Raw genomic sequence first — 22,168 nt, 5'->3', positions numbered from 1 at the left:
GGGGCGCTACACATTCTTGGCCCGCTCAAGTACGGCGGTCAGGTCCTGGACCTGCCGGGTGTAGTCGTCGTAGTTCAGCGAGACCCGCACCCAACTGCCGACCTGGCCGGCCTTCACCGCCTTCAGGGCGTTCCACGTCGGGTACTTCTTGAGCGCCTCGGTGCCCAGCGTGTAGCCGCGGGCGTCGACCAGGACGACGCTCGGCTGGTACTTCGCGGCGTTCTCCCAGCTGACAGCCTCGTAGTAGGAGCTGACGAGCTTGCCGTCCGGGGTCATCAGGTCGACGCCCCAGTCCCTGAGGTCGAGCAGGTCCGGGAACAGGTCGGGAACGGCGAAGTAGACCTGTTCCTGGGCCGGGGTCACGGCCAGGACCTTCAGATCCGGGTGCTGCTTGGCCGCGCTCTTCAGCGCCTCGACCGCACTGGCCCACTTCGTCCGGGCCTGCGCGACCGCCCCTCCGTCGACGTCGGCGCCGAGGGCCTTGGCCAGCGCGGAGAAGCGCTCGATGACGTGGGAGGACGGTTTGGTCGAGTCGATGGCCAGGATCGGCGCGATGGTCTTGGCGTCGTTCTGCATCTTCGCGGTCTGGAAGCCGTAGACGCCGCCGGGGAACAGGACGCCGTCTCCCGTGTAGAAGGTCGAGACTATGACGTCCGGCCTCAGGGAGGCCAGCTTCTCCATCTTGACCTCGCCGAAGACCTCGCCGACCGACTCGATGCCGGTCAGGTCGAGCCCTTTGAGCATGGGGTTGCCGTTGAGGGGCGCGCCGCCGAAGATGCCCACCGGTTTGATGCCGAGGTGCATCAGGGCGTTGGCGGCGTCCTCCTGGGCGACGACCCGGATCTCCTTCTTGTCGAGCTTGACGGTCTCCGCCCGGTCGTCGGTGAAGGAGAAGGCGGCGGGCGCCGCCGCCGCGTTCGTGGTCGTCCCGGCAGCGGTGCCGGTAGTGCCGGATCCGGGCTGACCGGCGCATCCGGTCACGACAAGAAACGCGGCAGTGACAAGACCGATCAGAAGCGGGCGGATGCTGAGAGTGTCCGGAGATTTGGGGGGCGCGCTCATGTTGTTCCTCTCTCGGCGCCTGTTCGTCCGGGGGACATTTCTGTCAGCCCGTGAAGGCTCAGCGCAGCACGGGGCGCTGGTCGGTTGAGGCGGCCGAAGCGTTCTGCCTGAACGTTTCGGCACATACAATCACCGGCGATTGATGGTGTCAACGATCCGTCAGCGGGGGATTACTGAGGCAGGTGCCGGGCTGTTGCGTGCTTCGAGGGCGCGTGCCTAAGGTGTGCCGAAACGATTCGGCACGGTGTGAGGTGCGCGTGACAACGGAGCCCGCCCGCATGACGGTCGCCGGGGATGGGCTCGGCGGATCAGCGCCGCGAGGTCGACTCCCGCACCCGGAGTTCGGTCTGGATGACGACGGGGCCCACCGCCTTCTCGCCGCTCACCCGCCTGGCCAGCAGGTCGACCGCGGCCCTGGCCATCTCGATCGGCCGGAGGTCGACGGCGGTGATGGGCGGCGAGGAGACCTGGAGCATCTGCCCGTCCATGCCGCCGGCCAGCAGGAGGTCGCCGGGCACCGAGAGTCCCGACTCGGTGATCGCGTCCAGGGCGCCGAGCGGGGTGCCGTACGGGATGGCGAAGATGGCGTCCGGCGGGTTCTTGAGCCGCAGCAGGCTGCGCACGCCCGCCGCCGCGGTCGCCCTGGGCCGCTCCACGTCGATCAGGCGCACCTGCGGCTTGACGTCGTGCTCGGCGCACCAGCGCGCGTAGGCCGCGGAGGTGTCCTCGAACCAGGCCCAGGGGGCGTCCGCCGTCACCAGCGCGATCCGCTTCGCGCCCTGGGCGGTGAGGTGGTCGAGGACCTGCAGGGTGCTGCCCGTGTTGTCGGTCTCCACCCACCAGCCGTCCGTACGCTGGATGTCGCGGTCGATGGTCACCGCGGGCACGCCCGCGTTGTTGAGCACCGTCAGCGCCTGGTCGCCCTCGCGCGGATCGGCGATGATCACGCCGTCGACGTCGAGCCGCGCCAGGTCCCGGACGTCGGTGGGGCGCGGAGCCACCAGGAGTTGGCGGTCGGAGTCGACGGTGGCCGCGGCGCAGGCGGCCACCAGGGCCATGTCGTACTCGGCGTTCGTCAGCCAGTCGCCCACGCCGACGTGGCCCAGCGGCAGGCACATGGCGAAGACCCCGGTCCGGCCGGAGCGCAGCGCGCGGGCGGAGCGCCGCGGGCGCCACCCGACGTCCGAGACGGCCGTGAGCACCCGTTCCCGCGTCGCGGGATCCACCCGCCCCTTGCTGTTGACCACATCGGAGACCGTCGTCATGGACACACCCGCTCGGATCGCCACATCACGGATCGTGGGGCGCGCTGGTTTCGTGCTCATGAAGCAACTCCGTCTGTGCCTGGGGCCGCGGAGCGGCGAGGTTCTGCGGCCGCTTGACTGCGGATCAGGCCATTTCTAGCCTTGCCGAAAGGTTTCGTCAAAGGAGAATCAGGCCCATGTCGCCTGCGGAATCACTTTCATCCGGATATGACCATTTCGACGCCATGGGACCGGTGACGCTGGAGAACTGGATGCGTCCGCCGTACAACGTCAGCGCGTACCAGCGCATCGGAGAGTTGATCCCCACCGCGCCGATCTCCCGCGGTGAGGGGCCCGTCCACGACCTGATCGCCGAGGGGACCGGTCTGGGCTCGCTGGAACTGCGCCTCCAGGATGGCCCGAGGCGTCGGCTGACCGTGGCGGAGCTCGTCGAGTGGTCGCACACCGACGCCCTGGTCGTGCTGCACCGGGGCCGGCTCGTCCACGAGCAGTACGACCACGGCATGCGGCCGGCCACCCGGCATCTGTGCATGTCGGTGTCCAAGTCCATCACCGCCACGGCCGTCGGCTCGGTGATCGAGTCCGGGGCGCTGTCGCCGGACGACGAGGTCTGCGCGATCGTGCCCGAGTTCCGCGGCACCGGGCTGGCCGGGGCCAGCGTCCGGCATGTGCTGGACATGCGCACGGGGACGCGCGAGGACATCACCACGCTCGAACTCCAGCGCGCCTACTTCTCCATCTGCCAGTGGGCGCCCCCGGCGAGCTCGCCGGACGAGGACTCGCGCAGCCATTTCTGGCGGTTGGCCCAGGTGCGCCCGCACGGCGGCGACTTCGAGTACCGCTCGACCCTGACCTGCGTGCTGGCGCTGCTGGCGGAGCGCGCGACGGGCCTGCGGGTGCCGGAGCTGATCTCCCGGCATCTGTGGCGGCGACTGGGCGCCGAACACGACGCCGAGATCACGGTCGACCGCAACGGCCACGCCCTGGCGGACATCGGGGTCTGCTGTACGGCCCGCGATCTGGCCCGCCTCGGCGAGGCCCTGCGGCGAGACGGGCTGCGCTCCGACGGGACACGGGTGGTGCCGGAAGGCTGGGTCGCCGACACCCTGACCCCCGACGGCGACCAGGCCGCGGCCTTCCCCCGGCACGGCTCGCCGTACCTGACCGTGCCCGGCGCCTACTACCGCAACCAGTGGTGGGTCGCCGCGCCCCGCACCGCGGACAGGGGCGGGGTGTACATGGCCCTGGGCATCCACGGCCAGATGCTGTTCGTCCACGAGGCGGCCGGGGTGGTCATCGCCAAGTTCTCCTCCTGGCCCGAGCCGTGGATCGACGACCTGGCGCGGGGGAGCATCGCGGGCTGCCTGGCCATCGCCGACGCGCTGTCGGCCGACTCCTTGTAGACATAGCGCTGGATATATGCGCAAACTAACAACTGTTACATTCTGCGGCGAGTGATGGTTCGCCGGAACGGAAGGAAGTGGGCCGATGGACGCGGCCGCATGGGGCTTGGGCACGGCGGTGCTGCTCGCCTCGATCGTGGAGATGGTCGAGGCCCTGACGATCGTCATGGCGATGGGCATGACGCGGAGCTGGCGCTCCACGTTCGCGGGTGTGGCGGCGGCTCTCGTCGCGCTGACGGCCTTCACCGCCGTCGCCGGGTACGCGCTCGCGACCTGGTTGCCGGAGGCGGCACTCCAGCTCGCGATCGGCGGCGTCCTGCTGATCTTCGGCCTGCAGTGGCTGCGCAAGGCGATCCTGCGGTCGTCCGGGCGCAAGGCCATGCACGACGAGGACCAGATCTTCGCCGACGAGGTGGCGGCGGCCGAGAGCGCGGGCGCGGTCAGGGGCAAGGGCCTTGACTGGTTCTCGTTCATGGTCAGTTTCAAGGGGGTCTTCCTCGAAGGCGTCGAGGTGGTCTTCATCGTGATCACCTTCGGCCTGAGCGCGGACAACATGCCGGTGGCGATCGGCGCCGCGGTCCTCGGGGTGCTCCTGGTCCTCGGCGTGGGCATCGCCGTCAGGGGGCCGCTGTCGAAGGTGCCGGAGAACACCATGAAGTACGGCGTCGGCCTGCTGCTCGCGGCATTCGGCACCTTCTGGGCGGTCGAAGGGCTGGGCATCTTCACCGCGAGCCACCAGAGCCTGGAGTGGCCGGGTGCCGACCTGGCGATCCTGGTGCTCGTCGCCGCGTGGTTCGGGCTGTCGCGGGTGATGGTCCACGCCCTCAGGCGGCCCGCCGCGGCCGCGTCCACCGCCGTCCCGAGCACGTCTAGCTAGGAGCTGAACATGGGTTTCATCCGAGGATTCGGGCAGTTCTGGTACGACCTGATCATCGGCGACGACTGGAAGATCGCCGTGGCCGTCGTCACCACGCTGGCACTTGGCACGGTGGTCCTGCTGGCGTTCGCGGTGCCGGAACTGGTGCTCACGCCGGTGCTCGGCGTGTGCCTCATGGCCGCTTTCGTCATCGCGCTGCGGATCGACGTGCGTGATCGGTAGCGGGACCTAGAAGATCGCGCTGTCCTCGGCCTCGTAGACGGAGGTGGCGAACTCCTCCAGCGTCTTCGCGCAGTCCTCGAGCGCCTGGGTCACCTCTTTGGCCCGCGAGGCGCCCAGGACGTCACGTGCCTTGACCTTCTCGTACCAGCCCTTGAGCTTGGTGAGGTCTTCCTCGTTCTCTTCCAGCTCGCTGTAGGTGAAGTGCCGAGCGGTCACCTCTTTGGCCACTTCCGCGTGGAAGTCGACGCACTTGTCGAGGATCTCTTCGTACTCGTCGTCGCGCGCGGCGTTGTAGAGGGCGACCAGCTCGGTCTCACCGATGACCGAGGAGGTGCTGACCAGGAACGCCTGGCCCGACATCGACTCGACGATCTCGTTGCGCAGCGCCCGCAGCATCCGCTCGCTGTGCGGTGTCCGTGGTGCGGCGGCCGCGGAGTTCTGCAGGTAGACGGCGCCGAGGTTGCGCAGCCGCCGCCAGACCGCGGCGCGCAACCGGGTCGGCTCGCTGGGCACCCGGTAGATCAGCATGAGCCAGGTGACATGCTTCGCCGGCTCGACGGCCTCCTGGCCTTCGGGAGTGCGGCCGGTCTTCGGCCTCTCGGTGCCCGGCAATGCCCGCCTCCTCCGCAGCGCTGAACGAGTCGATCGTATCCGCCCTGACGGCACCTGCGACCGCCCGCCGGGTCAGGGGCGGATCGCGCCGAGGAGGCGGGCGCGCCAATAGTCGTCGAGGTCGACCACCTTGACGACGTCTCCGGTCTGCGGCGCGTGGACCATCTTCCCGCCGCCCGCGTACATGCCCATATGTCCCAGCCCTCTGCTGAAGAGCAGGTCCCCGGGCTCCAGCTCGTCCAGCGCCACGCGACGGCCGGCGCCCCAGCTCCACTGGGTGTACGTGGTGCGGGGCAGCACGACCCCCGCGGTCCGCCAGGCGGCCTGGGTGAGGCCGGAGCAGTCGAAGGAGCCCGGGCCCGTGGCGCCGTACTGGTACGGCTTGCCGACCTGGGCGAAGGCGAACTGGAGCGCGACCCGGGCGTTGCCGGAGGCCGGGCCGGTGTATTTGATGCCGGTGCTGTTGGGGTCGCCGGACTGGAAGGCGCCCAGCTTGCGCAGGATCTTGGTCTGTTCGGCGACCAGTTTCTCGACTTCCGTCTTCTCCCCGCGTACCTTGTCGCGCGCGTCGTCGGCCTCGGCCAGGACGGTCTTGGCGTCATTGCGCCGATCGCGCAGGTCCTTGGTGGTCGCCTCGTAGGCCCGCAGTTTCGCCACCCTGGCCTGCGTCATCTGGTCGAGCGACGCCATGCCGCTCAGCGTCGCCTCGGGGGTGCCCTCGACGACGAACCGCTGCCAGCCCGCGAACTCGCCGAACTGGTAGTTGTTCACCGCCACCGCCACGAGGTCCCTGCGCAGGGCGTCGGCTTGTACGCCCTTGCGGCCGACCTCGGCGTTGAGGGCGTCGTACTTCTTCTTGGCCTTCGTGTAGCTCTCGGTGGCCTGGTTGTACTGCTCGACCACCTTGTCGGCTCGTTCGTTGAGCTTCACCAGTTTGGCCTTCGCCTTGGCCTTGGCCTGTGGGCTGGTGGGCGGCGGCTCGGCGGCGGCGCCTCCCGGGGTGGCGGCCAGCGCGCCCAGCGCCAGCGCCACGGCCACTGCCACCCGTCCAAGCCTTGTCGGCATGGCCACTACGACGCCTCCTCGTAAATGTCCCTGTATGGGGCGAAACCGTACAGGAGAGATGGCCTGTTCAGCGCCATTTCTCGTCGGGACGGCTGCGAGGTCCACTACTACTGGCGATAGGGGAGTGATGTGCCGACCCATGTGTAGATACGCGCGCACGCGCCAGGGCGTTCAGTGCGCAGCCGACGCGGCTCATCGGGGAGGGCGCTCAGACCTGGCAGCAAGGCCGGTCACCTGCTCGGGAGCGGACATGCGTGCGCCCCGGCATCGAAGGTGCGATGCCGGGGCGCCTCGTGCCGCTGTCAGGAGTGGGACTTGACCCGGAAGTCCTCCTGGGTCCCGCAGGAGGGGCCGTTCGATCCGCCGATGCGGACGGAGTCGAAGAAGTCGCGGTAGGTGGAGAAGAAGTTGCCCTTGCCACCCGGAGTGGTCACCGCCGAGCAGCCACCGTAGTTGGCTTCGGAATAGAGGTGGATGTAGGAATCCGTCCGGTTCCAGTCCGACTTGGCCCGGCCGCCCATGTTCAACGCGGCGAGATCCGGCGTGTCGCTCTGGATCTCGATGATGTCGCCCGTGCCGTCGAGGCCGGAGAACATGCAGTAGTTGTCGTCATGGCACCGGTCATAGCCCGTGGCGGCGTGGGCGGGAACGGTCGGCAGGATGGACAGCGCGACGGCTGCGATCGGTAGCGCGAGCATCTGAAGCTTCTTGCCCATTGCCCCTCTTCGGTTGAAACTTTCTTTCGATGACGGGCATGAACATACATGATTCGATCTTCGGTGCGGAAGAGGCAATCGCTCAGGCGCGGCCGGGCCGAATCGCTTACGGTCTGCCTTCGGACGTCACCGGGGCCGGGGTCTCCTGGGTCACCAGGTCGGCCAGCCGCCCGGCCAGCAGCGCGCCCAGGATCACCATTCCGGCGATGACCTGGAACACCCACTGCGGCGCGGCCCAGAGCACCAGTTGCCCCTGGACCAGGGAGAGGAAGAGCACCGCGAGCACGGTGCCCGCCACGCCGCCCCGCTTGCCGTGCACGCTGATCCCGCCGAGCAGGACCGCGGCCAAGGCCAGCGTGGTAGTGGTCCAGCCCGAAACGGGGCTGGCCGCGTGGGTCCGGGTCAGCAGCGCCACTCCGCCGAGGGCGGCGAGCAGGCTCGACCCGCCCAGCCCCACCATGGCGATGATCCACGGCGACTTCACGCGCAGGGCGGGCCAGGCCAGCGCGCCGCCCAGGGACACGATGACGAACAGCACGGGCCACACATAGGTCGGAAAATCAATGTCGACGGGGATGGCGCGGGCGTCCGCGATGCCGTTGACCAGTGCCTCGCAGGCCACGGCCACGCCCAGGGTCACGGCCCACGCCGGCGCCGAGAGCGCGGTGACGAACAGACCCAGGACGAGCCCGCCGACCGTGGCGATCAGGATCGCGATGATCGCCGCTGTCCAGCCCAGCCCACTCATCAGTGAGGCGCTGACCATGGCGGTGAAAGCGGCGATCGACCCGACCGCCAGGTTGGGCGTGCCCGTACGGAACGACAGCGCCAGCCCCGTCGCCACCAGCCCCGTAGCCCCGGCCTGCGCCAGTATGTAGAGCAGATACTGGCTCGGCGGCGCGCTCAGCAGCGCCACCACGATCAGGGCGATCGTGAGGATCCCGAGAAAGCCTTCCCAGACGAGAACGACAACTCGCATACGGGCGATCATCCTCGCGTGCGTGGCCGCAATTCAAGAGCGTTTTGGTTTGTCATAGGGGCGTCAGGCTGATTCGCCGGGGAGGGCCAGGTCAGGGTTTCGGGAGCAGGGATTTCCCGATTCTCAGGTACGGGCAGCGTTGATCACTCAGCCGGCTCCGAACGGATTGTCGATGAGGTAGCGCCATAGGCCGTCCGGGCCCCGCCGCGCGACGTCGGTCGCCGTGCCGTGGAGGTCGATCTCCCGGCCGTCGCGCGCCCGGCCGCGAATGGTCCAGTCGACGATGAGCAGCGCGGTGTCGCCTGTGACGTAGGCGTGCCGTAACCGGGCGTCGATCGGCAGGCCGAACCCGAGCAGGTACTGGTTGGCGGCGGCCCGGTCCTTGCCCGTGACGGGATGACCTGGTCTGGGGACGAGCACGCCCGGGTCGCTGTAGAGGTGCTCCAGGAGCTGGGTGTCCCCGGCGTTGAACGCGGCCATGAAGGCTTCGGGGAGTTGTGCGGCGTCATGAGTCGTCATGACCTATGCATCATATCACCTTTGGTTTGACAGGCTTCGAATCAGCGTCATCTCCCGGCAGGAGAAAGAGATCAGGTCCCCGCTTCTACGGGTGGTGGCGCTACCTTGCTGCGGCTGGCCGGGTGGTGTGCGCGAGGTCAGAGGGCCGCGCGATCGCAGCGCGGAAACAAGGCCCGCGCTCGGTTCGCGGGCACGAGCTGGGGTTCGCGCATCAGGTGGTCGGCCACCTGGTCGCGTGCGTAGTCGGGTAGCGGCTCGGTGTTCTTGGGCGCCATGATGCGCTCCACTTTCGCCATGGCCCGCATCAGCGGCAGCCGGGCCATGGCGTCGCGGGCCCACCTGCCGGTGCGGGTTTTCGGCACCATGAGGCGGACATTGGGCCCGATCTTCTGCTTCTGGTCGACCAGCTCCCGGTGGCCGTCCTCGTACCGGCGGAAGGCGACCTGGTGATCCCCGGAGGCCGCCGCGAGCTCGCCCGCGAGCCGGTACGCGCCGACCAGCGCCAGCTCGGCGCCGGCGCCCGACGCGGGAGACGCGCAGTAGGCGGCGTCACCCACGAGCGCCACCCGGCCCGACGACCACGACGGCATCCGCACCTGGCTCAACGCGTCGAAATAGAACTCGGGGTCCGCGAGCGCTCCGGCGAGCAGCTCCCGCACCCGCCACGACTCACCCGCGAACGCCTCGCTCACCAAGCGCTTGTGCTGCTCGACGTCCCGGTGGTCGTACGTCAGCGGCTCGGGCCGGCGGAAGATGAAGTACGCCTTGGCCCGGGCGTGGTTGCCCGAGCGGTAGATTCCGGCCATCTTGCCCGGCACGTTGTACATCGTCACCCAGCGGTTCTCACCCAGCGCCGAGTCGGCGTTCGAGAACGCGAAGTAGTGGCCCTTGTACTGGATGAACCGCGACTCGGGGCCGAAGGCCAGCCGGCGGACCGTGGAATGCATGCCGTCGGCGCCGATGACCAGATCGAACCGGCGGTCCGGGCCGTGCTCGAAGGAGACCGTCACGCCGTCACCGCTCTGCTCCAGCGTCCGGATGGAGTCGCCGAAAACGTACTCGACGTCGTGCTTCGTCGCCTCGTACAGGAGCGCCACCAGGTCGCCACGCATGATCTCCACGTCGTCGCCGCCGCTCTGCATGGCTTGCGCGTCGATGCGGGCCACGCTCAGGTTCGCGGCGTTCACGAAGGAAATGCCCTGTACGTCCGCTGCCATCGCCCTGATCTGGGGCATGATCCCCATTCGTTCGGCCACGTCGATGGCGTGACCTCGTACGTCTACGCCGTTGCCGCCCTCGCGCAGCCGGGGCGCGCGCTCGACCAGGGTGGGCCGGAACCCGTGCCGGGCCAGCCAGTACGCCAGGGTCTGCCCCGCGATGCTCGCCCCAGAGATCAGAATCCGCTCGTTCATGAGACCTCTCGCCTTCATTCGCCTGTTCAGCGTCCTGACCATCGGTCAGTGGTTGAACCATAGGTCCCGACCGATGGTCAGTCAAGCGGCTAGAATCTGCGACATGACTGACGACACCCGCTCCGGGATCCTGCGGGTCGCGCTCGAACTGTTCGCCTCGCTCGGCTATCACGCCACCTCCGTACGGGAGATCGCGGAGCGGCTCAACCTGACGAAGACCGCGGTCCTCTACCATTTCCCCAGCAAGAAGGACATCCTTGCCACCCTGGCGGAGCCGATGCTGGCCGACATGGAGGCCGCCGTCGAGGCGGCCAACGGCATCGAGGGCTCCGACTTCCGGCGGAAGCGGTGGGTCGTCATCGAGGGGCTGCTCGACGTGTGGCTGAGGCACCGGTTCCTGATGCGGATGAACACGCAGGACCTGGCGCTGGGCGCCGACCGCCCGACGTTCGAGCGCTTTCGCGACACCGCGATGACGGCCGAGCGCTTCATCGCCGGCCCCGACGCGGATCTCGCCGGGCAGGTCCGGGCCGTGCAGGCGTTCGCCATGCTCAGCGACCCGGTCGTCATGTTCGCCGACCTGCCCGCCGACCTGATCCGGCCCGCGGTGCTGGCCGGGGTGGAACGGCTCCTCGGCGAGACGGTCCCGGGACGTGTGACCGGGTCCGCGACCGATCTCCATGTCGGCTCTCCGTCCGACCTTCAGGCCGGGTCTGCGGCGGAGCTCCAGGTCGGGCCTCCTGCGGGGGGCCAGGAGGGGCGCTCGGTGGAGGTCTCGCTCACGTCCTCGGCCGAGTCCTTCGCCGGGGCTTCCACCGAGTCCTCTGCCGGCCGTTCGTCCGCGCCCGCTCGGCCGCCGGGCCGACGGCGCGGCAGGCCTGGTGCGATGAGCCCGGACATGATCGAGACCGCCCGGCGGATGCACGCGACCGGCGAGCACACCGCCGCCGACATCTCCCGAGCCCTGGGCGTCTCTCGCGCCACCGTGTACCGGCACTTGTCGAACGACTAATTTTGAGACTAAATATGCGACTCTTTTTGAGACGGTAGCAGTGCTGCAGCCGGAGCTCAGGGTCAGTGGCGGAACTTTTTACGTTCGGCACCGTTCAGCAGGTATGACAGCCGGCAGGAGCCGAGATCGGGAACACGTACTTGGTGAGCGGTTGAACGACGGTCTGTCGGCGGTGGCCGTGGGCGAGGGACCGCCGCTGGTGGCGCTGCCTGGGCTGGGGCAGGGTGCCGACTTGTCCGTGCGGGTGCCGCGTACGGCGGCCTGGTCCACCACCGCACTCGCCAGCGGGTTCAAGCGCACGGTCCACCTGATCCACCGTCCGGTGCGCCCGGCCCCGGGCATGACCATCGCCAGGCTGGCCGGATGGCATGCGACCGCGCTACGCGAACGGTTCGGGGAGCCGGTGGACGTCATGGGCACCTCGGGCGGGGGAATCACCGCCCTGCAGTTGGCGCTGGACCATCCGCGGACCGTGCGGCGCCTGGTGCTCTGTATCGCCGCGAGCCGAGTCGGCAAGCACGGCCTGCGTGATCTCTTGCGGATGGTGGAGCTTGAACGCGAGGGCCGGTCCACCGCGCGGATCGGCAGCCGCCTGATCGCGCACGGCCCGCTGCGGCTGCTGTTGCTGGCCGCGTTCGGATTGTCCCGGAGCCGGCCTCGGGCGCCTGGTGAGGCCGCGCTGGTGGAGGCGGCCCAGACCTGGGACGTGACCGGGCGGCTCGGCGAGATCGGCGCGCCCGTGCTGGTTGTGGGCGGCACCCGTGATCGGCTTGTTCCGCCCGATCTGGTGCGTGCCACCGCGTCCGGCATCCCGGACGCGCGCTTGGTCCTGCTTCCCGGCCGAGGGCATGCCACCGCGCTGTTCGACCCGCGGATGAAGTCGGCGATCTCCGCCTTCCTCGCCGAACCGACCCGGTAGACAACAGTCAACGGATGGTGGCCGGTCAGGACTTCGTTGATGAGCCCACCGATCCCGACGCCAGAAAACCGTCTTGTACGGGCCACACGCGCGCGGCCGCCGGGGAGCGACGCTAGGCGCCAAGTGCCCGGAGGATCATTTCCGTAAGTCTGTCGAGATAGCCCGGTCCCGCCTCCACGGCGCGAACGGTGAGCCGCCAATAGATCGGCGCGGCGAACAGATCGAGGGCGAGCTCCAGGTCGGTGTCCGCGGGCAGTTCGCCGCGCTCGATCGCGCGCTGGAACATCACTATGGCACGCTCGCGCCTCGGCGCGCCGACCATGGTCTTGACGACCTCGCCGAGGTCGGGATGACGGGCCATCTCGGCCACCAGGTCGGGCAGGATCCGCGAGAACCGGGGATGGGTCAGCCATTCCATCAGCGCGTCCAGGGTCTCGCGCAGGTCGCCCCGCAGTGAGCCGGTGTCCGGGACCGGAGCCCGCGCCACGCTGAACTCGGAGATCACCGAGATCGCCATCTCCTGCTTGGACGGCCAACGGCGGTAGAGCGCGCTCTTGCCCACTCCCGCCCGTTTGGCGACGGCCTCCATCGACAGGCGTGCGTAGCCTTGCTCGGCCAGTTCGTCGAGGACGGCTTCGGTGATGGCCTTGGTGATCCCCGGTTGCAGGACGGCTGCGCCGGTGGGTGTGCGACGGCTCATGCGGCGAGTTTAGCGATTGGACGGTACGGGACCGTCCCGTGTACGTTGGGACGGGACGGTCCCGTACCGTCCAAATGTGAGGAGAGCCCCATGAACTCCAAAGAGCTTGTCAACCACGCCCTGAAGCTCCTGATCTCCAAGGACATGTCGGCCTTCGCCGGACTGTGGGCGGAGACCGGCACGGTGGAGTTTCCCTTCGCGCCGCCTGGCTATCCGCAGCGGCTCGAAGGCCGCGCCGCGATCCAGGAGTACCTGCGCGGCTACCCGGACATCCTTGACGTCAGGGAGATCGCTGAGCAGGTCGTGCACCAGAGCGTCGATCCCGAAGTGGTGATCACCGAGTTCGCCGCCGAGGCGATGGGCGGCTCGGACGAGCTGACCACCGCGTTCGCCGGTGGTGCGCATGAGTGAGGTCCTCGTTCTCGGTGCGACCGGCACGACCGGCTCCAGGGTCGCCGCCTTCCTGGCCGAGCGTGGCGTCCCGGCCCGGCTGGCGACACGTAAGCCACCATCCGCCATGCAGGTGCGGTTCGACTGGGCGGACCGGGACACCCACGCGCCCGCGCTGCGGGGGGTTTCGGCCGTCTATCTCGTCGCTCCCGTCGGTGTGGCCGATCCCGTCCCGCTGGTGGAGCCGTTCCTCGAAGAGGCCGTCCGCCAGGGCGTCAGGCGCGTCGTGCAACTCAGCTCGTCCGCACCGCCGGAGGGCACGCCGGGACTCGGCGCGGTGCACAGTCTTGTCCGTACGACCATGGCCGAGTGGGCGGTCTTGCGGCCGTCGTGGTTCATGCAGAACTTCACCGGTGAGCATGCCGCCGCCCGGGGCGTGGCGATCGGTGAGATCGTCACCGCGACGAAGGAGGGCCGGGTGGCTTTCATCGACGCGACGGACATCGCCGCCGTCGCCGGGCATGCGCTGGTCGATGAGGACCCGCACAACACCGAGCACATTCTGACCGGGCCCGAGGCGCTGAGTTACGCCGATGTCGCGGCGATCATCGCGCGGCGTGTCGGCCGGCCGATCCGCCATCGGTCCATCACGGCGGGCGAACTCGCCGTGCGCTTGACCGAAAACGGCATTCCTCCGGAATTCGCGGCGATGCTCGCCGCACTCGACGAGGACATCAGCGGTGGCTCGGAAGACCGGGTCACCGGCACCGTCGAGCGTGTCACCGGCCGCCCGGCGCGCAGTTTCCGGGTGTTCGCTGAGATGGAGTTGCCAGGGGGATCAGCGCTCAGCTAGGAAAATCCAGGATGACGTATTCGTACTCGCCCGGAGCCGCGCGTTTGAAGGTCCCGTCTCCGTCCAGGTCGATGAAGACGGTCAGGTACAGATCCTTTTGCTGGTTGGCCAGGAGCGTCGAGGCGCCGTCCTTGAAGACCGTGGAGAACAGGACCGTGTCCTGGGAGTCGGAGCTGTGCCCGACCCGGTCTCCGATCAGGTAGTTGTGGCCGTGGTCGTTCAGATACAGCGTCCCCGATCCGTGCTCGTAGTCGGCGATGCCGGTCCCCGGCCGGAAACAGGGATGGTCGGCCACCTTGCCTCCGTCCTCGATGGAGAAGACGGAGTCATCCGTCCAGGCGCAGACCTGGGCGGCCGTGTTCTTGGGGAGGGTGGGGAATCGCAGTTCGAACGGCTCGCGCTTCAAGGTGACGGTGGTGATGGGCTGGTCCAGATCGGTCAGGGACATGGGGCTGGCCGCCTTGTCCTGCCAGAATTCCAGCCCCAGGCGGGGTGAGCGCGCCACTTGCGCCGCGGGCTTGGCTGTGGGCGTGGTCGTGGGTGTAGCCGTCGCCGTCGGGGACGTGCCGGTCGGGCCCGAAGCCGATGGGCTGGAGCTGGGCTTTGAGGGCCAGTCCTGGTTGATGGCGATGGCGGCGGCCACCGTGAGGGTGATCGCGAGGCTCGCCGCGAGCGCCGTGCCGACGATCACACCGGCGCGCTTACGGCGCGGCTGTGTCGGGTGAGGCGTGGCGGGTGGCGGCGTGATCGGCCAAGGCCCCTGTCGGAGCGGCGCCGGTGTCCCGTAAGGCGGGGGCGTCCCGCCAGGCGGCGGTGTCCCGCCGGGCGATGGCGTCCCGCCGCCCGAGGGCGTCCCGCCACCCGGAGGCGTCCCGCCGGGCGGGGGCGTCCCGCCACCCGGAGGTGTCCCGCCACTCGGTGGTGTCCCGCCGGGCGGGGGCGTTCCAAAAGACGGTGGTGTGCCGTACGAAGGGGGGCCGGGCTGCTTGTTCATCAGGCCCAGCAGCACCTGCCGGGCGGCCGGCCGCCACGACGGGTCCTTGTGCAGGCAGGCAGCGACGAAGCCGCGTAAGGTCCCGGTCAGCGAGCCCAGGTCGGGTTCGGCGTTCAGGATGCGGTTGATCACGGCGGGCAGCGGTTCGTGCCCGAACGGCGGCCGGCCGTTGGCCGCGTACGCGATCGTGCACGCCCACGCGAACATGTCCAGCGGCGGACCGGCCGGGTGACCGGACAGTTGCTCGGGTGACATGTACGCCGGAGTGCCCACGACACCGCTGACCGTGGCGGCGGTGGCGTCGATCGGGCGCGCGATGCCGAAGTCGATGACCCGGGGACCGTCGGCGGCCAGGAGCACGTTCGCGGGCTTGAAGTCGCGGTGCACCACCCCCGCCGCGTGAATGGCGCCGAGCGCCGTGGCCGTCGCGATGGCCAGCCGGTCGAGGTCCGCGCCGCGCAGCACCCCGTTGTCGCGCACCGCCTCCTGCAAAGACGGACCGTCGATGTACTCGCTGATGACGTACGGAGGGTCGGCGTCGGGATCGGCAGTCAGGACGCGGGCCGTGCAGAACGGCGCCACCCGTTGCAGGGACGCCAGCTCCCGATGGAAGTGCCGCCGGGCGTCGAGGTCGTGGCCGAAGTGGGTGTGCAGGAGCTTGACCGCCGCCCGATGCCCGCTGGGCGACGTGCCGAGGAACACCGTGCCCTGGCCGCCCTCGCCGAGCCGCCCCCGCAGGACGTACCCGGCGACTTCCCGGGGATCGGTCGATCGAAGAGGCCGCATCAGACCCTCTCGCACAGCAGCAGCGGCAGAGAGCGAGCGCGGGGATCTGGCCGGCGGCGGCGCGGGCGAACCGCGTCCTCGCCTTCGTGCGGATGGGGCGGCATCTGCATAGAGCCGATTGTGCCGGATGACGGGGTTGTCCGCCCGGACCACGTCGATCTGTGAGATCAGCGCAGTGTCACCCGCCACATCAACGCGAGAAGTCACTTCCGTGTAATCCGCATATGTCATGATCCACGGGATTTGTGAACTTTGTGACAGGAGAAGGATGATCGCACTGGCACGTCGTACGCTGCACGCCGCTCTCGCGGGCGGTCTGGCCGCCGCGGCGGTCTGGACGGCGGGCGTACCGGCGGAGGCGGCCGTGGCCGCCACCGTCTCGGTGGACTTCACCAAACCAATCCGGACCATCGCACCCACCGACTTCGGCATCGGGATCACCGGGTACGGCGAGGGTTCGTACATCACCAACGACACCAAACACCGCGACCGGCTGCGCGCTTTAGGCATCGGCCGGATGCGGATCGAGCTCCACTACCAGGAGCCCGGCAACCATGACAGCCCGATCGTCTGCGGCGGCTACAAATGCGCCACGGAGGTCTCGGGAGACGCCTGGATCACCGCGATCCGCGACCTCGGCGCCGAACCGGTCGTCATCCTCCAGGTGGACGGACGGCAGAGCGCGGAGGTGAACCGCGGTGACGCGGTGGCCCTCTACAAGCACTTCGCGGCGACCGGCAAGCCGGTGCAGCGGTTCATTCTCGGCAACGAGCTCAACTGCGCGTGCACGCCCGACAAGCCGGAGATGACGGCGGCGGAGTACAGCAGCCGCTTCAACCTGATCACCGACGCGCTACGGGCCGAGAACCCCGCGGTCAAGGTGGGCGGCCCCGCCACGGCCTGGGACGACCGCGACTACATCAGGACGTTCCTCGAAGGCTCCGGCAGCCGGGTCGACTTCGTCGACTACCACGACTACGGCAACGGCTTCGATGAGATCACCGACGAGGCGCTCCTCGGCAGCGTGATCCGCGACTACGAGAACGACATCAAGGAGGTGAGCGCTCTCGCGGAGTCCGTACTGGGCCGGAAGATCGACCTGCAGATCGGTGAGTTCAACTCCGACTTCAACGACCCCGACGGCCACCGTACGCTCACCCACTTCAACACGCTGTGGGGCGCGGCGGCGCTCGGGCAGATCCTGCACGCGGGCGCCAGCGCCTACCAGTACGGCGACAAGAACGGGCAGCTCGGCCTGACCAGCACGAACGGCGAAGGAGGCATCCCGCGCAGCGAGCCCCTGCCCATCTACCACGGCATCGGCATGTACACCGGTGAGGGGCTGTTCCGGCCCTTCGGCAAGACCGTCGTCCAGGCGAGTGCGAACAACGACAAGCTGCACGTCTTCGCCTCGGACCAGAGCAAGAACGTGGTCCTGGTCAACGTCGGCGCCGACCCGATCGAGGCCGGTCTCGCGCTCACCGGGCTGACGGCGGGGACCGCGGCGATCTGGCAGAGCACGTCGGACGCCTGGACTCCGCACCGGACCGGAACCGCGGCCATCACCGGCGGCAAGGCCACGCTGACGCTGCCGGCGGGTTCGGCGACGACGCTGGTGATCGACCAGCAGGGGCTGTCGGCGACGTACTTCGACAACGCCGACCTCACCGGCGCCACGGTCACCAGGATCGACCCCACCGTGAACTTCGACTGGGGCTCGGCCGCCCCGGACCCGGCCATCGGCGCCGACACCTTCAGCGTGCGCTGGACGGGGAAGGTCGTGGCCGACAAGGCGGAGACCTACACCTTTGTCACCACCACCGACGACGGGGTACGGCTGTGGGTGGACGGCAAGCCGCTCATCGACAACTGGACCGACCATTCCAAGCGCGACGACACCGGCCAGGTGGCGCTGAGCGCCGGGGCGCACGACATCAAGATGGAGTTCTACGACGGCGGCTATGACGCCATCGCCGAGCTGCGATGGGAGAGCCCGAGCATCCCCCGCCAGTTCATTCCCGCGGAGAAGTTGCTCGCCGGTTAGGCCCGCCCGCGCCCACCCCGCTCCCGGGGTGGGCGTCCGGGCTAGAACCGGATCCCATGGGTATGGCCTTCTTACCCTTGAGAACAGGTATCCGGATGATCACCAGGTTGGCCCGGCTGTGCGGCTTCGGCGCGGAGGCCGTCGAAACGTTCGCCCGCAACGGTCTGCTGCGCCCCGTGCCGCCCGCGGACCTGGCGCGCATGGTGGAGGCGTTCCGCCACTTCCACGTCACCCCCGCCACGGGCGTGGCCATGGCCGCCGCGCGCTGGCCGGATCGCCCCGCCATCTTCGACGAGGACGGTTGCCTGACGTTCTCCGAGCTCGACGAGCGGGTGGTGGCGCTGGCCTCGGCCCTGTACGACCGGTTCGGCGTACGGCCGGGCCGTACCGTGGCGATCATGTGGCCCAACCACCGCGGCTTCGTCGAGGCCGTGGCGGCCGTCTCGCGGCTGGGCGCGGACCTGCTGCTGCTCAACACCGGCCTGGCCGGGCCGCGGCTGCGTGACGTCCTGCGGCGCGAGGACGTGCGCACGCTGATCGCCGCGCCGGAGCTGCCGCCCGTGGACTTCGCCGGGACCCGCGTCGGCGACCTGGACGAGCTGATCGCGTCCGCCACCGGGCCCGAGCCACCGGCGCCGCGCCGGCCGGGACGCCTGGTGCTGCTCACGTCCGGGACGACCGGCGTGCCCAAGGGAGCGACGCGACGGCTGTCACTGACCGCGCTGGCCGAGCCGTTCACCTCGATGCTGGCCACCGTGCCGCTGCGGACCGGCGAGCCGATCCTCATCGCGCCGCCGCTGTTCCACGGGCTCGGCCTGCTCTGGTACGGCGTGGCGCTGGTGCTCGGCTGCCCGGTCGTGCTGACCCGGCGCTTCGACCCGGAGACGGTCCTTCGCGCCCTCGACCGTCATCGGGCCACGGCCATGGTCGCCGTGCCCGTCATGCTGAAGCGGCTGCTGGCCCACGACGTCCAGCCGCTGCCGCACCTGCGCGTGGTGGTCTCCGGCGGGTCGGCGCTGCCGCCGGACCTGGCCACCGCGTTCAGGGACGCCTACGGTGACGTGCTCTACAACCTCTACGGCTCCACCGAGGTCGGCTGGGCCACGCTCGCCACCCCGGCCGACCTGTGGGCCGCCCCGGACACCATCGGACGTCCCACGCGCGGGACCACGGTGGTGATCGCCGGCCCGGACGGCCGCGAGCTGCCGCCGTACGAGGTGGGCCGTGTTCTCGTCGGCGGCGGGCTCACCTTCAGCGGCTACTCGGGCGGCGGCGCGAGCCCGGAAGCGGGCGGCCTGCTGAGCACCGGCGACCTCGGGCACCGCGACGGCCGGGGGCGGCTGTTCATCGACGGCCGCGAAGACGACATGATCGTCTCGGGTGGCGAGAACGTGTTCCCGCAGGAGGTCGAGAACCTCCTCGGCCAGCATCCGGGCGTCGCCGACGTGGCCGTCCTGGGCGTACCGGATGAGGAGTACGGCCAGCGCCTGGCCGCCTACGTGGTCCGGGAGCCCGGCGCGCGGCTGTCGGCTGACCAGCTCAAACAGGCCGTCAAGGCCGAGCTGGGCGGCTACAAGGTGCCGCGCGACATCGTGTTCGTGACGGCCGTGCCCCGCAACCAGACGGGCAAGGTGGATCGGCGGAGACTCGGTGGCACGATGAGCTCATGACGATCTCACCGCTCAGTCTCGATGAGCTGCTCACCACCACCCGAAGCGTGCGCAAGCGCCTCGACCTCGACCGCCCCGTCCCGCTCGAACTGGTACGGGAGTGCCTGGACATCGCGCTGCAGGCGCCCAGCGGCGGCAACCGCCAGGGCTGGCACTGGATCGTGGTCACCGATCCCGAGCTCCGCCGGCAGATCGGTGACTACTACCTGCGCTCGGCGCAAGCGTATTTCGCGTCCGGCGTCTCGGGCGCGCACCTGTACAAGGACGACCCGGCCCGAGCCGAGGTGCAGCAGCGCGTCTCGGCGAGCGCCGTGCACCTGGCCGAGCACATGGGGGAGGTGCCGGTGCTGGTGATCCCGTGCATCCAGGCGTCCCGGCTCCCCGAAGGCAACCAGGCCGGGCTGTGGGGATCGCTGCTGCCCGCGGCGTGGAGCTACATGCTCGCCGCGCGGGCGCGCGGGCTGGGCACGGCGTGGACCACCCTGCACCTGGCCTACGAGAGCGAGGTGGCCGAGCTGCTCGGCATCCCCGACGACGTCCGCCAGGGCGTGCTCATCCCGACCGCCTACTACACCGGGGACACCTTCAAGCCGGCCTCGCGCCAGCCGCTCGACGACGTCCTCCACCTCGACCGCTGGAGCGGCCCGGGCGCCGTGTGACGTCATCGGGGGGCTTATCGGCGACCTTAATTTATGCCTTGACATAAGTGAGAAACATAAGTTGTCTCGGTATACACCCCCCAATGTCACAGAGGAGCCCCCCGTGACAACACCACATAGGCGCATGGTCCAGGCCGCCCTGGCCGTGTGCCTCGCCGCCGGCAGCCTCATGGCCGCCCCGCGCGCCTTCGCCGCCAACGAGCCGGTCAACATCTACCTGACCACCACCTCCGCAGGCGGCCGGACGGTGACCCGGGGCCTGCAGCAGCAGACCCCGACCGCGTTCGCGGCGAGCAGCGGCGCCGCCACCCACACGATCACCGTGAACGAGGGCACCCGCTACCAGACCTTCGAAGGCGGCGGCGCGTCCATCACCGACACCACCGCGTACCTGCTGCGTGGCGGCCCGGTCAGCGCCGCCACCCGGGACGAGGTCATGCGCAGGCTGTTCAGCCCGGCCGACGGCATCGGCCTGTCGTTCGTCCGCAACCCCATCGGCGCGTCGGACCTGTCGCGGCCGGGCAACGTGTCGCTCGACGACACCTGCTGCAACCTGAACGACTTCGGCGCCAACGGCTACGACACCAACGTGCGCCTGCTGACCCAGCAGGCCAAGCAGCTCAACTCCCAGCTACGGATCATGGCCGTGCCGTGGAGCTCGCCCGGCTGGATGAAGGACAACGGCCGGATGGACCAGATGGGCTGGCTCAAATCGGAGTACTACCCCATGTACGCCCAGTACCTGGTGAAGTACGTCCAGTCCTACGCCGCGATCGGCGTGCCGATCGACTACATCTCCGTGCAGAACGAGCCGAACTGCTGCCAGGCCGGCAACCCGACCGCGATGAACTACCCGGGCATGAGCTGGAACCCCTCCGGACTAATCGAGTTCACCAAGAACCACGTCTATCCGGCCTTCCGCGCGGCCGGCATCACCAGCAAGGTGCTCATCCACGACTGGAACTACGGCGACTACGCCGCCAGCGGCGCCCCCATCCTCGCCGACACCGGGGTGCGCAACGACCCGCTGTTCGGCGGCATCGCGTGGCACGGCTACTTCGGCGACCCGGCGGTGGGCACCCAGGTGCACAACCAGTATCCGGCGGTACGGCAGTTCAGCACCGAGCACTCGGGCGGCACCTGGATCACCGACCAGCACAACGAGGACATGGCCGACATCGTCAACTACGCCAGGAACTGGAGCGGCAGCCTGGTCAAGTGGAGTCTGGGCGTCAACCAGAACATGGGCCCGCACAACGGCGGCTGCGGCACCTGCACCGGCCTGATCACCGTGCAGGAAGGCGGCTCGCGCGCCGGCCAGGTCGACTACACGATCGAGTACTACACCACCGGGCACCTGACCAAGTTCGTCCGGCCCGGGGCGCAGCGCGTCGACTCCACCGCCAACGCCACTGTACAGAACGTCGCCTACCGCAATACGGACGGTTCCAAGGCCCTGCTCGTCCACAACGGTGGCACGTCCGCCCAGTCGGTCAAGGTGGTGTGGGGCGGCCAGTCGTTCACCTACACCATGCCGGCCCGTACGACGGCCACCTTCACCTGGAGCGGCACCCCGACCGGCACGCCGACGGAGCCGACCGGCACGATCAGCGGGCTGGGCGGCCGGTGCCTGGACGTGACCGGCAGCAGCAGCGCCGACGGCACGCCCGTGCAGATGTGGACCTGCTTCGGCGGGGCGAACCAGCAGTGGACCCGCGCCTCCGACGGCACGCTCCGCTCGCTCGGCAAGTGCCTGGACGTCACCGGCGGCTCCACGGCCAACGGCGCCCGCGCGCAGCTCTACTCCTGCAACGGGTCGGCCGCCCAGCAGTGGAGCTACACCACCGGCCGCGACCTGGTGAACCCGGTGTCCGGCAAGTGCCTGGACGTGGTCGACAACGCCGCCACCGACGGCGCCCGGCTGCAGATCTGGACCTGCGCGGGCGGGGCCAACCAGAAGTGGACGGTCCCGGCCTGACGGTCACGGTTGGCCTCGTCCTCAGGCAGGG

General features: G+C 69.4%; 21 protein-coding genes. 11 read left to right on the top strand and 10 right to left on the bottom strand.

The annotated features are described in order from the left end of the window. Window positions 1-6 precede the first annotated feature (6 nt). Both KLK06_RS42295 and KLK06_RS42290 read right to left on the bottom strand, forming a co-directional pair. Window positions 7-981 carry an ABC transporter substrate-binding protein gene (locus KLK06_RS42295; protein WP_214641330.1) on the bottom strand — a complete coding sequence of 325 codons (975 nt, stop codon included), beginning with the start codon at window positions 979-981 and terminating at the stop codon, window positions 7-9. A 389-nt stretch (window positions 982-1,370) separates the two neighbouring features. Continuing rightward, window positions 1,371-2,387 (bottom strand): LacI family DNA-binding transcriptional regulator, encoded by a 1,017-nt coding sequence (locus KLK06_RS42290; RefSeq protein WP_214641329.1) that lies wholly within the window; start codon window positions 2,385-2,387, stop codon window positions 1,371-1,373. 116 nt (window positions 2,388-2,503) lie between these two features. Here KLK06_RS42290 and KLK06_RS42285 point away from each other — a divergent pair, with 116 nt between their 5' ends. The 3 genes from KLK06_RS42285 to KLK06_RS42275 all read left to right on the top strand — a co-directional run bounded on the left by KLK06_RS42285 (window position 2,504) and on the right by KLK06_RS42275 (window position 4,829). Then, window positions 2,504-3,730 carry a serine hydrolase gene (locus KLK06_RS42285; protein ID WP_214641328.1) on the top strand — a complete coding sequence of 409 codons (1,227 nt, stop codon included), beginning with the start codon at window positions 2,504-2,506 and terminating at the stop codon, window positions 3,728-3,730. Between the two features lie 85 nt (window positions 3,731-3,815). Continuing rightward, entirely contained in the window at window positions 3,816-4,607 is a 792-nt protein-coding gene (locus KLK06_RS42280) for a COG4280 domain-containing protein (RefSeq protein WP_214641327.1), read from the top strand. Between the two features lie 9 nt (window positions 4,608-4,616). Next, on the top strand, window positions 4,617-4,829 hold the full coding sequence (locus KLK06_RS42275) for a hypothetical protein (protein ID WP_214641326.1): 213 nt from the start codon (window positions 4,617-4,619) through the stop codon (window positions 4,827-4,829). A 6-nt stretch (window positions 4,830-4,835) separates the two neighbouring features. Here KLK06_RS42275 and KLK06_RS42270 read toward each other — a convergent pair whose 3' ends face one another. From KLK06_RS42270 to KLK06_RS42245, 6 genes are all read right to left on the bottom strand, one after another. Next, on the bottom strand, window positions 4,836-5,441 hold the full coding sequence (locus tag KLK06_RS42270; RefSeq protein ID WP_250906844.1) for a Chromate resistance protein ChrB: 606 nt from the start codon (window positions 5,439-5,441) through the stop codon (window positions 4,836-4,838). Window positions 5,442-5,513: 72 nt separating this feature from the next. Beyond that, window positions 5,514-6,506: a C40 family peptidase gene (locus tag KLK06_RS42265; RefSeq protein ID WP_214641325.1), complete on the bottom strand. Its 993-nt coding sequence runs from the start codon at window positions 6,504-6,506 to the stop codon at window positions 5,514-5,516. 302 nt (window positions 6,507-6,808) lie between these two features. Beyond that, window positions 6,809-7,222 carry a peptidase inhibitor family I36 protein gene (locus KLK06_RS42260; RefSeq protein ID WP_214641324.1) on the bottom strand — a complete coding sequence of 138 codons (414 nt, stop codon included), beginning with the start codon at window positions 7,220-7,222 and terminating at the stop codon, window positions 6,809-6,811. A 106-nt stretch (window positions 7,223-7,328) separates the two neighbouring features. Beyond that, window positions 7,329-8,201 carry an ABC transporter permease gene (locus KLK06_RS42255; RefSeq protein ID WP_214641323.1) on the bottom strand — a complete coding sequence of 291 codons (873 nt, stop codon included), beginning with the start codon at window positions 8,199-8,201 and terminating at the stop codon, window positions 7,329-7,331. Window positions 8,202-8,348: 147 nt separating this feature from the next. Further along, the gene (locus KLK06_RS42250; protein ID WP_214641322.1) at window positions 8,349-8,720 is read right to left on the bottom strand and encodes a nuclear transport factor 2 family protein; all 372 of its coding nucleotides are present in this window, start codon (window positions 8,718-8,720) and stop codon (window positions 8,349-8,351) included. 137 nt (window positions 8,721-8,857) lie between these two features. Beyond that, window positions 8,858-10,132: an FAD-dependent monooxygenase gene (locus KLK06_RS42245; RefSeq protein WP_214641321.1), complete on the bottom strand. Its 1,275-nt coding sequence runs from the start codon at window positions 10,130-10,132 to the stop codon at window positions 8,858-8,860. Window positions 10,133-10,235: 103 nt separating this feature from the next. Here KLK06_RS42245 and KLK06_RS42240 point away from each other — a divergent pair, with 103 nt between their 5' ends. Then, a complete protein-coding gene (locus KLK06_RS42240) occupies window positions 10,236-11,144 on the top strand; it encodes a TetR family transcriptional regulator (RefSeq protein ID WP_214641320.1) in 909 nt (302 codons plus the stop codon). 151 nt (window positions 11,145-11,295) lie between these two features. After that, the gene (locus KLK06_RS42235; protein ID WP_214641319.1) at window positions 11,296-12,063 is read left to right on the top strand and encodes an alpha/beta fold hydrolase; all 768 of its coding nucleotides are present in this window, start codon (window positions 11,296-11,298) and stop codon (window positions 12,061-12,063) included. 112 nt (window positions 12,064-12,175) lie between these two features. On the opposite strand, the gene KLK06_RS42230 is transcribed toward KLK06_RS42235, so the two are convergent. Then, window positions 12,176-12,763, bottom strand: coding sequence for a TetR/AcrR family transcriptional regulator (locus KLK06_RS42230; RefSeq protein ID WP_214641318.1), 588 nt, complete (start codon window positions 12,761-12,763; stop codon window positions 12,176-12,178). A 90-nt stretch (window positions 12,764-12,853) separates the two neighbouring features. Here KLK06_RS42230 and KLK06_RS42225 point away from each other — a divergent pair, with 90 nt between their 5' ends. Both KLK06_RS42225 and KLK06_RS42220 read left to right on the top strand, forming a co-directional pair. Continuing rightward, window positions 12,854-13,174, top strand: a complete 321-nt coding sequence (locus tag KLK06_RS42225) for a nuclear transport factor 2 family protein (RefSeq protein ID WP_214641317.1) — start codon at window positions 12,854-12,856, stop codon at window positions 13,172-13,174. Continuing rightward, complete coding sequence (locus tag KLK06_RS42220) at window positions 13,167-14,006, top strand: NAD(P)H-binding protein (RefSeq protein WP_214641316.1); 840 nt, start codon at window positions 13,167-13,169, stop codon at window positions 14,004-14,006. Before KLK06_RS42225 ends, KLK06_RS42220 begins: the two co-directional genes overlap by 8 nt. On the opposite strand, the gene KLK06_RS42215 is transcribed toward KLK06_RS42220, so the two are convergent. After that, window positions 13,999-15,786 (bottom strand): serine/threonine-protein kinase, encoded by a 1,788-nt coding sequence (locus tag KLK06_RS42215; RefSeq protein WP_214641315.1) that lies wholly within the window; start codon window positions 15,784-15,786, stop codon window positions 13,999-14,001. The genes KLK06_RS42220 and KLK06_RS42215 overlap by 8 nt on opposite strands. Window positions 15,787-16,054: 268 nt before the next feature. Here KLK06_RS42215 and KLK06_RS42210 point away from each other — a divergent pair, with 268 nt between their 5' ends. The 4 genes from KLK06_RS42210 (at window position 16,055) to KLK06_RS42195 (ending at window position 22,137) form a co-directional block, all read left to right on the top strand. Next, window positions 16,055-17,830, top strand: a complete 1,776-nt coding sequence (locus tag KLK06_RS42210) for a PA14 domain-containing protein (RefSeq protein WP_214641314.1) — start codon at window positions 16,055-16,057, stop codon at window positions 17,828-17,830. Between the two features lie 95 nt (window positions 17,831-17,925). After that, the gene (locus tag KLK06_RS42205) at window positions 17,926-19,500 is read left to right on the top strand and encodes an AMP-binding protein (RefSeq protein ID WP_214641313.1); all 1,575 of its coding nucleotides are present in this window, start codon (window positions 17,926-17,928) and stop codon (window positions 19,498-19,500) included. After that, on the top strand, window positions 19,497-20,159 hold the full coding sequence (locus tag KLK06_RS42200) for a nitroreductase family protein (RefSeq protein WP_214641312.1): 663 nt from the start codon (window positions 19,497-19,499) through the stop codon (window positions 20,157-20,159). Before KLK06_RS42205 ends, KLK06_RS42200 begins: the two co-directional genes overlap by 4 nt. A 103-nt stretch (window positions 20,160-20,262) precedes the next feature. Then, window positions 20,263-22,137, top strand: a complete 1,875-nt coding sequence (locus tag KLK06_RS42195) for a ricin-type beta-trefoil lectin domain protein (protein WP_214641311.1) — start codon at window positions 20,263-20,265, stop codon at window positions 22,135-22,137. The last annotated feature ends 31 nt before the right edge of the window (window positions 22,138-22,168 follow it).

Source organism: Nonomuraea sp. NEAU-A123 (assembly GCF_018603905.1).
GTDB lineage: Bacteria > Actinomycetota > Actinomycetes > Streptosporangiales > Streptosporangiaceae > Nonomuraea.
Note: the sequence above shows the minus strand (reverse complement) of the source record. Positions and strands in the feature narration are given on the sequence as shown.

Excerpts from the sequence above, each read along its gene's own strand:
- KLK06_RS42280 (WP_214641327.1), top strand. The coding sequence starts at position 3,816 with ATGGACGCGGCCGCATGGGGCTTGGGCACGGCGGTGCTGCTCGCCTCG.
- KLK06_RS42290 (WP_214641329.1), bottom strand. The coding sequence starts at position 2,387 with ATGAGCACGAAACCAGCGCGCCCCACGATCCGTGATGTGGCGATCCGA.
- KLK06_RS42240 (WP_214641320.1), top strand. The coding sequence starts at position 10,236 with ATGACTGACGACACCCGCTCCGGGATCCTGCGGGTCGCGCTCGAACTG.
- KLK06_RS42285 (WP_214641328.1), top strand. The coding sequence starts at position 2,504 with ATGTCGCCTGCGGAATCACTTTCATCCGGATATGACCATTTCGACGCC.
- KLK06_RS42200 (WP_214641312.1), top strand. The coding sequence starts at position 19,497 with ATGACGATCTCACCGCTCAGTCTCGATGAGCTGCTCACCACCACCCGA.
- KLK06_RS42230 (WP_214641318.1), bottom strand. The coding sequence starts at position 12,763 with ATGAGCCGTCGCACACCCACCGGCGCAGCCGTCCTGCAACCGGGGATC.
- KLK06_RS42220 (WP_214641316.1), top strand. The coding sequence starts at position 13,167 with ATGAGTGAGGTCCTCGTTCTCGGTGCGACCGGCACGACCGGCTCCAGG.
- KLK06_RS42255 (WP_214641323.1), bottom strand. The coding sequence starts at position 8,201 with ATGCGAGTTGTCGTTCTCGTCTGGGAAGGCTTTCTCGGGATCCTCACG.
- KLK06_RS42265 (WP_214641325.1), bottom strand. The coding sequence starts at position 6,506 with ATGCCGACAAGGCTTGGACGGGTGGCAGTGGCCGTGGCGCTGGCGCTG.
- KLK06_RS42210 (WP_214641314.1), top strand. The coding sequence starts at position 16,055 with ATGATCGCACTGGCACGTCGTACGCTGCACGCCGCTCTCGCGGGCGGT.
- KLK06_RS42205 (WP_214641313.1), top strand. The coding sequence starts at position 17,926 with ATGATCACCAGGTTGGCCCGGCTGTGCGGCTTCGGCGCGGAGGCCGTC.
- KLK06_RS42275 (WP_214641326.1), top strand. The coding sequence starts at position 4,617 with ATGGGTTTCATCCGAGGATTCGGGCAGTTCTGGTACGACCTGATCATC.
- KLK06_RS42260 (WP_214641324.1), bottom strand. The coding sequence starts at position 7,222 with ATGGGCAAGAAGCTTCAGATGCTCGCGCTACCGATCGCAGCCGTCGCG.
- KLK06_RS42225 (WP_214641317.1), top strand. The coding sequence starts at position 12,854 with ATGAACTCCAAAGAGCTTGTCAACCACGCCCTGAAGCTCCTGATCTCC.
- KLK06_RS42215 (WP_214641315.1), bottom strand. The coding sequence starts at position 15,786 with ATGCGGCCTCTTCGATCGACCGATCCCCGGGAAGTCGCCGGGTACGTC.
- KLK06_RS42245 (WP_214641321.1), bottom strand. The coding sequence starts at position 10,132 with ATGAACGAGCGGATTCTGATCTCTGGGGCGAGCATCGCGGGGCAGACC.
- KLK06_RS42250 (WP_214641322.1), bottom strand. The coding sequence starts at position 8,720 with ATGACGACTCATGACGCCGCACAACTCCCCGAAGCCTTCATGGCCGCG.